Raw genomic sequence first — 10885 nt, 5'->3', positions numbered from 1 at the left:
GTCGGTAGAGCGTCTCCATGGTAAGGAGAAGGTCTGCGGTTCGATTCCGCATGGGGGCTCTGGTGAGAAGTGGTCAGCTCCGGCTGTGCTGCGGATCACTGTGGCGGTGTAGCTCAGTTGGTAGAGCAAGCGGCTCATAATCGCTGTGTCACCGGTTCAAGTCCGGTCACCGCTACCCCGCGTAGTCGGTCGGGAGATCGCACTCCCGGTCGGCTACTCTTGTTGTGTTCTTATTCGTTGTCCAAGGAAGGCACTCCCGTGGCTGCCACCGACGTCCGCCCGAAGATCACGCTGGCCTGCGTGGAGTGCAAGGAGCGGAACTACATCACCAAGAAGAACCGGCGTAACGACCCGGACCGTCTTGAGATGAAGAAGCACTGCCCCCGCTGCAACTCGCACACCGCGCACCGCGAGACCCGCTGACCCTGTCGCAGGGCCTCGGGCCTGTGTGAATTCAGGTCTTCTGCTCCGGGCCGCATCCCTCAACGGGGGTGCGGCCCGGAGCTTTTTTCGTATCCACCCCGCGTTTCGAGGAGCTGCCATGGCGCTCGACCCCTCCTTCATCGGGCGTAGTTACCCGCCCACCGAGCCGTACGAGGTCGGCCGGGAGAAGATCCGCGAGTTCGCGGTCGCGATCGGGGACGCCAACCCGGCGTACACCGACGCGGAGGCGGCGAAGGCCTTCGGCCACCGGGACGTGATCGCCCCGCCGACCTTCCCGTTCGTGATCACCTACCGCGCGGCCGCCCAGGTGGTCGAGGACCCGGACCTCGGGCTGGACTACAGCCGGGTGGTGCACGGCGACCAGAAGTTCGTCTACACCAGGCCGGTCCAGGCCGGTGACCGGCTGACGGTCGCGGTCACCATCGACAACATCAAGTCGCTGGCGGGCAACGACGTGCTCACCGTGCGTGGTGAGGTGGCGGACGAGAGCGGCGAGCACGTTGTGACGTCCATCATGACGCTGGTGGCCCGGGCCGCCGACGAGGCGGGGGAGTGAGCGGCATGGCGGTCAACTACGACGAGGTCGAGGTCGGCACCGAGCTGCCGGCGCAGTCCTTCCCCGTGACCCGCGCCACGTTGGTGCAGTACGCGGGTGCCTCGGGCGACTTCAACCCGATCCACTGGAACGAGCGGTTCGCGCTGGAGGTCGGCCTGCCGGACGTCATCGCGCACGGCATGTTCACCATGGCCGAGGCGATCCGGGTCGTCACCGACTGGGTCGGCGACCCGGCCGCGGTGGTCGAGTACGGCGTCCGGTTCGTCCGCCCGGTGCCGGTGCCGAACGACGGTGTCGGCGCGGTGATCGAGGTGTCCGCCAAGGTCGCCAAGAAGCTGGACGACCGCCGGGTGCAGGTCGACCTGCTGGCCACCACCGGCGGGCAGAAGGTGCTCGGGATGTCCAAGGCGGTCGTCCGGCTCGCCTGAGCTGCGGATTCCCGCTGACCGGCCGCCCCGGAGCCCGTGCGTCGGGCTCGCGGGGCGGTTTTCGTCCTTGCCTCGATAGTGATTGGTCACTAACTTGGTTCTCATGGCGAGGACGAGCATGCGGATGAGCGCGGAGGAGCGGCGCGAGAGCGTCGTCCGGGCCGCGGTGATCGAATTCGCCAGGAACGGCTACCGGGGCACGTCGACCGAGGCGATCGCCCGTCGGGTCGGCGTCTCGCAGCCGTACCTGTTCCGGCTGTTCCCCGGCAAGCAGGCGATCTTCACCGCGGCCGCCGAGCGCTGCATCGAGGAGACCTGGCGGGTCTTCGACGAGGCGTCGGCCGGGCTGACCGGTGAGGCGGCCGCCGAGGCGATGTCCGAGGCGTACCTGGGTCTGGTCGAGGACGGCGAGCAGCTGATGATGCAGATGCAGCTCTACGTCTCGGTGTTCGCCTCCCGGATGGGCGGCGAGGACGGCGAGGACGGGATCGGCGAGACCGCCCGGCAGCTCTGGGAGGAGCTCTTCGAGCGGGTCAGGCTGCGGATCGGCGGCGACGCGGCGGAGGCCACGGAGTTCTTCGCGTACGGGATGCTGATCAACACGCTGGTCGCCCTGGGCTACCCGCAGGACCACCGGATCTGGGGCGGCTTCGGCGTGCAGAGCAGGGCCGCGCGCGGCGCGGCCGGGCAGGGCCGGGCCGAGTAGCGGGCCGCACGGTGGAGTCCGTGCGGCCCTTCTTCGGCCCGAGAAAGTTATTGATCAATAACTACCTAGGAGCGTGGGGGAACGTCATGACGGAGAAGACAGCCGGGCGGGAGGAGCAGCGGTTCGGCCGCACCGGCATCTGGACCCTGGTGATCACCAGCATCGCGGGATTCATGGCCAGCCTGGACAACCTGGTCGTCACCACCGCGCTGCCGTCCATCCGGGAGGAGCTCGGCGGCGGGCTGTCCGACCTGGAGTGGACGGTCAGCGCCTACACCCTCTCCTTCGCCGTGCTGCTGATGTTCGGCGCGGCCCTCGGCGACCGCTTCGGCCGCCGCCGGATCTTCCTGGTCGGGCTCTCGCTGTTCACCGTCGGCTCCGCCGCGGCCGCCCTGTCGCCGGGCATCGGGGCGCTGATCGCCGCCCGCGCCGTCCAGGGCGCCGGCGCCGCGGTGTCGATGCCGCTCACCCTCACCCTGCTCACCGCCGCGATACCCGCGGCCAGGCGCGGCCTGGCCTTCGGCATCTGGGCCGGCGTCAACGGCCTCGCCATCGCCACCGGGCCGCTGGTCGGCGGCACCCTGACCGAGCACTTCTCCTGGCAGTGGATCTTCTGGGTGAACGTTCCGGTCGGCGTCGTGCTGGTACCGCTGGCCGCCCTGCGGCTGCGCGAGAGCCGGGGCGCCAGCCCGACCCTGGACGTGGTCGGCACCGCACTGGTGAGCCTCGGCCTGTTCGGCGTGGTGCTCGGCCTGATCCGCGGCAACCCCGACGGCTGGACCAGCCCGCTGGTGGTGGCCGCGCTGACCGGCGGCGTCGCGCTGCTGATCGCCTTCGTGCTGTACGAGCAGCGCGGCGCCGAACACCCGATGCTGCCGATGCGGCTCTTCCGCAGCCGGGCCTTCACCGCCGTCAACGCCTCCGGTCTGCTGATGTTCCTCGGGATGTTCGGCTCGATCTTCCTGATCAGCCAGCACCTGCAGACCGTGGGCGGCTACACCCCGCAGGAGGCCGGCATCCGGATGCTGCCGTGGACGGGCATGCCGCTGCTGGTCGCACCGATCGCCGGCGTCCTGGCCGACCGCTTCGGCGGCCGCCCGGTCGTCGTCACCGGACTGGTCCTCCAGGGCCTCGGCCTCGCCCTGTACGGGGCGATCACCGGCTCCCACGCCCACTACGAGTACGGCCCGGTGGTGCCCGCCGTGGTGCTCTGCGGCATCGGCATGTCGCTGTACTTCGCGCCGACCGCCGCCCTGGTGATGGACAGCGTCCGGCCGCACGAGCAGGGCATCGCCTCCGGCGCCAACAACGCGCTGCGGGAGGTCGGCGGCGCGCTCGGCGTGGCCGTGCTGTCGGCTGTGTTCTCGTCCCGGGGCGGTTACGGCTCGGAGCAGGCCTTCGTCGACGGCCTGGTGCCCGCGCTGTACGTCGGCGCGGGGGTGGTGCTGGCGGCGGCGGTCTGCGCGCTGCTGCTGCCGCGCCGGGCGAGGGCGGCGGCCGGTGCGAAGGGTGCGGCCGGTGCGGCCGGTGCGGCCGGTCCGGGGGACGGCGGCCCGGCCGACCCGGTGGACGGTACGGCCGTCGCGGCGGATGGTGGCGAGCGGGCCGGAGAGCCGGAGACCGAGACGGCCAGGGCCTGAGGGCCGAACGGAGCCGCTTTTCGGAGCCTGCCCCGGAAGGCCCGCCCCCGGAAGGCCCGCCCCCGGAAGGCCGTCCCCCCGACGGCCCCCGGGCAGGCCTTCCCCCGGGAAGCGGCTCCCCGCCGCCCCCGTACGCTGGTGGGCGTGCTGGTAGAAAACGACGCCCCCCTCGCCCCGCTGACCACGCTCCGGCTCGGCGGCCCGGCCCGCCGCCTGGTGACGGCCCACACCGACGACGAGGTGATCGCCGCCGTCCGCGAGGCCGACGCGGCCGGCGAGCCGCTGCTCGTCCTCGGCGGCGGCTCCAACCTGGTGATCGGCGACGCCGGCTTCCCCGGCACGGTCCTGCGGATCGCCACCACCGGCTTCGCCCTGGACGGCACCGTGCTGGAGCTCGCGGCCGGCGAGGTCTGGTCGGAGGCGGTCACCCGCACCGTCCGCGAGCACGGCCTGGCCGGGATCGAGTTCCTGGCCGGCATCCCCGGCTCGGCCGGGGCCACCCCCGTGCAGAACGTCGGCGCGTACGGCCAGGAGGTCGCCCAGACGATCACCGAGGTGGTCGCGTACGACCGCACCGCCGGCGAGGTGGTCACCCTGACGAACGCCGAGTGCGCGTTCTCCTACCGCCACAGCCGCTTCAAGGCCCGGCCGGACCGCTACGTGGTGCTGCGGGTGCGGTTCGCCCTGGCGGACCACGCCGGACTCTCCACCCCGGTCAAGTACGCCGAGGTGGCCCGGCACTTCGGCGTCGAGCAGGGCGAGCGGGTGCCGCTGGGGGAGGCGTACGAGGCGGTGCTGCGGCTGCGCTCCGGCAAGGGCATGGTGCTGGACCCGGCGGACCACGACACCTGGTCGGCCGGCTCCTTCTTCACGAACCCGGTGCTCACGGCCGCGCAGTACGAGTCCTTCCGCACCCGCCCGGGCGCCGAGAACGCCCCCGCCTACCCCGCGCCGGAGGGCTGCACCAAGACCTCGGCCGCGTGGCTGATCGACAAGGCGGGCTTCGGCAAGGGCTACGGCAGCGGCCCGGCGACCCTCTCCACCAAGCACACCCTGGCGCTCACCAACCGCGGCTCGGCCACCGCCGAGGACCTGCTGGCGCTGGCCCGGGAGATCCGGGACGGGGTCAGGGAGGCCTTCGGGGTGGAGCTCGTGAACGAGCCGGTGATGGTGGGCGTCAAGCTCTAGGACCCGGCCGTCGGGGCGCCGTCCGTGGCGGGGGCGTCCGCCAGCCAGCCGTCGATGTCGGCGAGCAGTTCCTTGCGGACGGCCTCCGGCGCGCACGAGCCGCGCACCGACTGCCGTGCCAGCTCGGCGAGTTCGGCGTCGCTGAAGCCCAGCACGGTTCGCGCCAGGTCGTACTGGTCGGCGAGCCGGCTGCCGAACAGCAGCGGATCGTCCGCACCGAGCGCCAGCGGCACCCCGGCGTCGAAGAGCCTGCGCAGCGGGACGTCCTCGGGGCGCTCGTAGACGCCGAGCGAGACGTTCGAGGCGGGGCAGACCTCGCAGGTGACCTGACGGTCCGCCAGTCGGGCCATCAGGCGCGGGTCCTCGGCGGCCCGCACGCCGTGGCCGATCCGCCCGGCGCCCAGGTCGTCCAGGCAGTCCCGGACGGACTCCGGCCCGGCCAGCTCGCCGCCGTGCGGGGCGGCCAGCAGCCCGCCCTTGCGGGCGATGGCGAAGGCCCGGTCGAAGTCCCGGGCCAGACCGCGGCGCTCGTCGTTGGAGAGGCCGAAGCCGACCACCCCGTGATCGGCGTACCGGACGGCGAGCCGGGCCAGCGTCCGGGCGTCCATCGGGGACTTCATCCGGTTGGCCGCGACCAGCACCCGGATGCCCACCCCGGTGGCGTCGGCGGCGTGCTCCACCGCGTCCAGGATCAGTTCCAGTGCGGGGATGAGCCCGCCGAGCCGCGGTGCATAGGAGGTCGGGTCGACCTGGATCTCCAGCCAGCGGGAGCCGTCCCGCTTCTCGTCCTCCGCCGTCTCCAGGACCAGCCGACGGATGTCCGACTCGTCGCGGAGCACGGAGCGGGCGGTGTCGTACAGGCGCTGGAAGCGGAACCAGCCGCGTTCGTCGGTGGCCCGCAGCCGGGGCGGCTCGCCGGAGCTGAGCGCCTCCGGCAGCCGGACGCCGTGCTTGGCGGCCAGCTCCAGCAGGGTGGCGGGCCGCATCGAGCCGGTGAAGTGCAGGTGCAGGTGGGCCTTCGGGAGGCCCCTGACGTCTCGCGGGTTCAACAGGCGTTCCATTCGCCGATACTGCCGTATGCGACCCCCGAACGGGAACCGCCCCCTTCCCATCCCCCGAAGGGGTGAAAGGGGGCGGTGTCCCGGGTGAATCCCGAACGTCGCATTGACAACCCGGATCGGAGCCCCGTCAGGGGCGGACCTCAGTCGCGGGCCTCGCCGAGCAGCTTCTGGATCCGGCTGACGCCCTCGACCAGGTCGGCGTCGCCGAGCGCGTAGGAGAGCCGCAGGTAGCCGGGGGTGCCGAAGGCCTCGCCCGGGACGACCGCGACCTCGGCCTCGTCCAGGATCAGGGCGGCCAGCTCACCGGAGGTCTGCGGGCGCTGGCCGCGGATCTCCTTGCCCAGCAGGCCCTTGACCGACGGGTAGGCGTAGAAGGCGCCCTCGGGCTCGGGGCAGTAGACGCCCTCGATCTCGTTGAGCATCCGCACGATGGTCTTGCGGCGGCGGTCGAAGGCGGCGCGCATCTCGGCCACCGCGTCCAGGTCGCCCGCAACGGCGGCCAGCGCGGCGCGCTGGGCGACGTTGGAGACGTTCGACGTGGCGTGCGACTGCAGGTTGGTGGCGGCCTTGATCACGTCCTTGGGGCCGATCACCCAGCCCACCCGCCAGCCGGTCATGGCGTAGGTCTTGGCGACGCCGTTGACCACGATGCACTTGTCGGCCAGCTCGGGCAGCAGGGCGGGCAGCGAGGTGAAGGTCGCGTCGCCGTAGACCAGGTGCTCGTAGATCTCGTCGGTGAGCACCCACAGGCCGTGCTCCAGGGCCCAGCGGCCGATCGCCTCGGCCTCGGCCTCGGTGTAGACCGCGCCGGTCGGGTTGGACGGCGAGACGAAGAGCACCACCTTGGTGTTCTCGGTGCGGGCGGCCTCCAGCTGCTCGACCGAGACCTTGTAGCCGGTGGTCTCGTCCGACACGACCTCCACCGGGACACCGCCGGCCAGCTGGACCGACTCCGGGTAGGTGGTCCAGTACGGGGCCGGGATGATGACCTCGTCGCCCGGGTCCAGGATCGCGGCGAAGGCCTCGTAGATGGCCTGCTTGCCGCCGTTGGTGACCAGCACCTGGGAGGCGTCCACCTCGTAGCCGGAGTCGCGCAGCGTCTTCGCGGCGATCGCGGCCTTCAGCTCGGGCAGGCCACCCGCCGGGGTGTAACGGTGGTTCTTCGGGTCGCGGCAGGCCTCGACGGCCGCCTCGACGATGTAGTCCGGCGTGGGGAAGTCGGGCTCGCCGGCACCGAAGCCGATCACCGGACGGCCGGCCGCCTTGAGGGCCTTGGCCTTGGCGTCCACGGCGAGGGTCGCGGACTCGGCGATCGCGCCGATCCGGGCGGAGACCCGGCGGTCGGCGGGGCGGATGGACTGGTCGGGCTGCGGGGTGGAAGCGCTCATGCCTGCATCGTCGCAGAACCGGGACGGACCGGGCATCGTGGTTCCAGTATCCGTACGGCCCCGTCCGCATCCCGGCCCCCGCCGATCCGCCGGTGGCCGCGCCGCCCGGCCGGACATCCGTCGGGCCGGGCGGCGTCCCGGAAGAAGAGGTTCGACCAAACAGCCCTCGACCACGTACACTCGCTGCTCGACGGCCCACCGAAAACGACCGGAGCTTTCACCGCCTGTACAGACGGCGGGGGGAGATGCGGTAGGTTGGTCGCCACAGGAGCCGCGAGGTTCTGTAGGGCAATAGCTCAATTGGTAGAGCACCGGTCTCCAAAACCGGCGGTTGGGGGTTCGAGTCCCTCTTGCCCTGCTGCTTGATCCGTTATCAGCCCGTTCGCTCCACAGAGCGAGCGGGCTTGATGCGGAGAGGGCACCGATCAGCACCGCTTAAGCCGACCGCTCGTGCCTCAAACGGGTACGCAGGTGATGTTGGCCGGACCCGGATTCAGGTGAGGACGAGTGACGGAGACCACGGGCTCCACCGCAACGCCTGAGAGCGGCAACCCCGAGGGGACCGACGGCGCCGCCGAGACCACGTCCGTCGAGGGCGGGAAGAAGTCCGGCAAGAAGAAGTCCGGCAAGCGGGCCAAGAAGGGCCTGTTCGCCCGGATCGGCCTGTTCTACCGCCAGATCATCGCCGAACTGCGCAAGGTCGTCTGGCCCACCCGGAGCGAGCTCACCAACTACACCGCCGTCGTGGTGACCTTCGTCGTGGTCGTGATGGGCCTCGTCTACGGCCTCGACTACGGCTTCGCGAAGCTCAGCCTGTTGGTCTTCGGCTGATCCGAGCGCCCCACCTTCGAAGCGACTCCCGACCCGGGCCGAATCCTCGGCCCGGGTCGAGCTGTCGGCGGTGGACGTACGCGCGCGTACCGTGGACTCGGTACTGTTGAAGTCTCCGAGGCCTGTCCTGGCGCCCGCGCGAGCGGTCGCGCGCCGGTCCGGTTCCGGAGCGCGCCACCTTCACCATCTCCAGGAAAGAAGCAGCCACCGTGTCTGAGTCCCCCCTGTACGACGCCGACGAGACCGTCCGCGAGGCGGATGTCGCCGCCGAGCTGGACGCGGCCGAGCTGGCTGACGACGCCGACTCCGCCGAGCAGATCGTGGACGCCTCGGACAGCGACGAGGACGAGGTCGAGGCGTACGACGAGGCCGAGGCCGGCGAGCCCGCCGAGGAGGCCGCGCTGCACGTCGAGGGCGACGAGGAGCCCGCCGCCGACGCGTCGGTCGCCGAGGAGTCCGTCGAGGAGCCCGTCGAGGACGAGGCGGAGGCCGAGGTCGACCCGGTCGCCAAGTTCCGCGAGGACCTGCGCTTCATGCCGGGCGAGTGGTACGTGATCCACACCTACGCGGGTTACGAGAACCGGGTGAAGCAGAACCTGGAGCAGCGCGCCGTCTCGCTGAACGTCGAGGAGTACATCTTCCAGGCCGAGGTGCCGCAGGAGGAGGTCGTCCAGATCAAGAACGGCGACCGCAAGACCATCCGCCAGAACAAGCTCCCCGGCTACGTCCTGGTGCGCATGGACCTCACCCCCGAGTCCTGGGGCGTCGTGCGCAACACCCCGGGCGTCACCGGCTTCGTCGGCAACGCCTACGACCCGTACCCGCTGACCCTGGACGAGGTCGTCAAGATGCTCGCCCCGGACGTCGAGCGCCAGGCCGCCAAGGAGGCCGGCAAGCCCTCGCCGGTCAAGCCGAGCGAGATCCAGGTGCTGGACTTCGAGGTCGGCGACTCGGTCACCGTCACCGACGGCCCGTTCGCGACCCTCCAGGCGACCATCAACGAGATCAACCCCGACTCGAAGAAGGTCAAGGGCCTGGTCGAGATCTTCGGCCGGGAGACCCCGGTCGAGCTCTCCTTCGACCAGATCCAGAAGAACTAGCCCCACGTCTTCGGATCCGGGGCGGGGCCGAGGGGCCCCGCCCCGGATCCGTTTTGGTCCAGCGGCGCAGACGCGTTAGCCTGGTCCGATGTGTGTGCTGGCGGCCGGGTGTCGCCCCGGTTCCGCACACACCAGCAATCACCTCTCGGAAGGACCCGGAGAGACATGCCTCCCAAGAAGAAGAAGGTCACGGGGCTTATCAAGCTCCAGATCAACGCCGGTGCGGCCAACCCGGCGCCGCCGGTCGGCCCCGCGCTGGGCCAGCACGGCGTCAACATCATGGAGTTCTGCAAGGCCTACAACGCGGCGACCGAGTCGCAGCGCGGCATGATCGTGCCGGTGGAGATCACGGTCTACGAGGACCGTTCCTTCACCTTCATCACGAAGACGCCGCCGGCCGCGCGCCTCATCCTGAAGGCCGCCGGTGTCGAGAAGGGCTCCAGCGAGCCGCACAAGACCAAGGTCGCCAAGCTCACCAGCGCCCAGGTCCGCGAGATCGCCACCACCAAGATGCCCGACCTCAACGCCAACGACCTGGACGCGGCGGAGAAGATCATCGCCGGCACCGCCCGGTCGATGGGCATCACCGTCGAGGGCTGATCAGCCCCCGTCCCGTCAGGGGCACACCGGCTCAGCCGTCCCCCGTGGTAGGGCCTGCGCGGGCCCGTTGACTACCACAACTCCAATCACCATTCAGGAGCAGCAGTGAAGCGCAGCAAGGCTCTGAAGGCCGCGGACGCCAAGGTCGACCGCGAGCGCCTCTACGCCCCCCTCGAGGCCGTCCGCCTCGCCAAGGCGACCAGCACCACCAAGTTCGACGGCACCGTTGAGGTCGCCATGCGTCTGGGCGTCGACCCGCGCAAGGCCGACCAGATGGTCCGCAGCACCGTGATCCTCCCGCACGGCACCGGTAAGACCGCTCGGGTCCTGGTCTTCGCGACCGGCGAGCGTGCCGAGGCCGCGCGTGCTGCGGGTGCCGACATCGTCGGTGCCGACGAGCTGATCGACGAGGTCGCGAAGGGCAAGCTGGACTTCGACGCCGTCGTCGCCACCCCGGACCTCATGGGCAAGGTCGGCCGCCTGGGCCGCGTGCTCGGTCCCCGTGGTCTGATGCCGAACCCGAAGACCGGCACCGTGACCCCGGACGTCGCCAAGGCTGTCAACGACATCAAGGGCGGCAAGATCGAGTTCCGCGTCGACAAGCACTCGAACCTGCACTTCATCATCGGTAAGGTCTCCTTCACCGACGAGCAGCTGGTCGAGAACTACGCCGCCGCGCTGGACGAGGTGCTCCGCGCCAAGCCGTCCGCCGCCAAGGGCCGCTACATCAAGAAGACCGCGTTCTCGACCACCATGGGCCCCGGTGTCCAGGTGGACCCGAACCGCACCCGCAACCTCCTCGTCGAGGAGGACCCGGCCGCGGTCTGAGCCCCAGCGCTCCAGAGCAGTCCGCACGGCGGGCCCGCCGAGCCGATCCGTGATCCACGGCCGCCAGGAGAATTCCGCCGTCCCGCGGGTGTTTCCGCTGGGGATCGATTCTTCG

12 protein-coding genes and 2 tRNA genes are annotated in these 10885 nt (G+C 70.9%); 12 read left to right on the top strand and 2 right to left on the bottom strand.

The annotated features are described in order from the left end of the window. Window positions 1-102 precede the first annotated feature (102 nt). The 7 genes from ABT247_RS27350 to ABT247_RS27320 all read left to right on the top strand — a co-directional run bounded on the left by ABT247_RS27350 (window position 103) and on the right by ABT247_RS27320 (window position 4962). Window positions 103-175 (top strand) — tRNA-Met (locus ABT247_RS27350). A gap of 83 nt (window positions 176-258) precedes the next feature. Next, window positions 259-423: a 50S ribosomal protein L33 gene (rpmG, locus tag ABT247_RS27345; RefSeq protein ID WP_006604855.1), complete on the top strand. Its 165-nt coding sequence runs from the start codon at window positions 259-261 to the stop codon at window positions 421-423. Between the two features lie 118 nt (window positions 424-541). Continuing rightward, entirely contained in the window at window positions 542-1000 is a 459-nt protein-coding gene (locus tag ABT247_RS27340; protein ID WP_350747354.1) for an FAS1-like dehydratase domain-containing protein, read from the top strand. Between the two features lie 5 nt (window positions 1001-1005). After that, window positions 1006-1428, top strand: a complete 423-nt coding sequence (locus ABT247_RS27335) for a MaoC family dehydratase (protein ID WP_350747352.1) — start codon at window positions 1006-1008, stop codon at window positions 1426-1428. Between the two features lie 103 nt (window positions 1429-1531). Next, window positions 1532-2134, top strand: coding sequence for a TetR/AcrR family transcriptional regulator (locus ABT247_RS27330; protein WP_350747349.1), 603 nt, complete (start codon window positions 1532-1534; stop codon window positions 2132-2134). An 86-nt stretch (window positions 2135-2220) separates the two neighbouring features. Further along, window positions 2221-3774: an MFS transporter gene (locus ABT247_RS27325; RefSeq protein WP_350747346.1), complete on the top strand. Its 1554-nt coding sequence runs from the start codon at window positions 2221-2223 to the stop codon at window positions 3772-3774. Window positions 3775-3912: 138 nt separating this feature from the next. Then, window positions 3913-4962: a UDP-N-acetylmuramate dehydrogenase gene (locus tag ABT247_RS27320; RefSeq protein ID WP_502892509.1), complete on the top strand. Its 1050-nt coding sequence runs from the start codon at window positions 3913-3915 to the stop codon at window positions 4960-4962. Here the strand turns inward: ABT247_RS27320 and ABT247_RS27315 are convergent. Together ABT247_RS27315 and ABT247_RS27310 are read right to left on the bottom strand one after the other, a co-directional pair. After that, window positions 4959-6023, bottom strand: a complete 1065-nt coding sequence (locus ABT247_RS27315) for an adenosine deaminase (protein WP_350747340.1) — start codon at window positions 6021-6023, stop codon at window positions 4959-4961. The genes ABT247_RS27320 and ABT247_RS27315 overlap by 4 nt on opposite strands. Window positions 6024-6163: 140 nt before the next feature. Continuing rightward, complete coding sequence (locus ABT247_RS27310) at window positions 6164-7411, bottom strand: pyridoxal phosphate-dependent aminotransferase (RefSeq protein WP_350747337.1); 1248 nt, start codon at window positions 7409-7411, stop codon at window positions 6164-6166. A 285-nt stretch (window positions 7412-7696) separates the two neighbouring features. Between ABT247_RS27310 and ABT247_RS27305 the strand changes: the two genes are divergently transcribed. The 5 genes from ABT247_RS27305 to rplA all read left to right on the top strand — a co-directional run bounded on the left by ABT247_RS27305 (window position 7697) and on the right by rplA (window position 10770). Then, window positions 7697-7769, top strand: a tRNA-Trp gene (locus ABT247_RS27305). 149 nt (window positions 7770-7918) lie between these two features. Next, window positions 7919-8242: a preprotein translocase subunit SecE gene (secE, locus tag ABT247_RS27300; RefSeq protein ID WP_350747334.1), complete on the top strand. Its 324-nt coding sequence runs from the start codon at window positions 7919-7921 to the stop codon at window positions 8240-8242. A 209-nt stretch (window positions 8243-8451) separates the two neighbouring features. Continuing rightward, window positions 8452-9342: a transcription termination/antitermination protein NusG gene (gene nusG, locus ABT247_RS27295; RefSeq protein ID WP_350747332.1), complete on the top strand. Its 891-nt coding sequence runs from the start codon at window positions 8452-8454 to the stop codon at window positions 9340-9342. A 165-nt stretch (window positions 9343-9507) separates the two neighbouring features. Further along, a complete protein-coding gene (rplK, locus tag ABT247_RS27290; protein ID WP_153461023.1) occupies window positions 9508-9942 on the top strand; it encodes a 50S ribosomal protein L11 in 435 nt (144 codons plus the stop codon). A 105-nt stretch (window positions 9943-10047) separates the two neighbouring features. Further along, on the top strand, window positions 10048-10770 hold the full coding sequence (gene rplA / locus ABT247_RS27285) for a 50S ribosomal protein L1 (protein ID WP_350747329.1): 723 nt from the start codon (window positions 10048-10050) through the stop codon (window positions 10768-10770). Window positions 10771-10885 lie beyond the last annotated feature (115 nt).

It is taken from the genome of Kitasatospora sp. NPDC001539 (assembly GCF_040298565.1).
Taxonomy (GTDB): Bacteria; Actinomycetota; Actinomycetes; order Streptomycetales; family Streptomycetaceae; genus Kitasatospora.
Note: the sequence above shows the minus strand (reverse complement) of the source record. Positions and strands in the feature narration are given on the sequence as shown.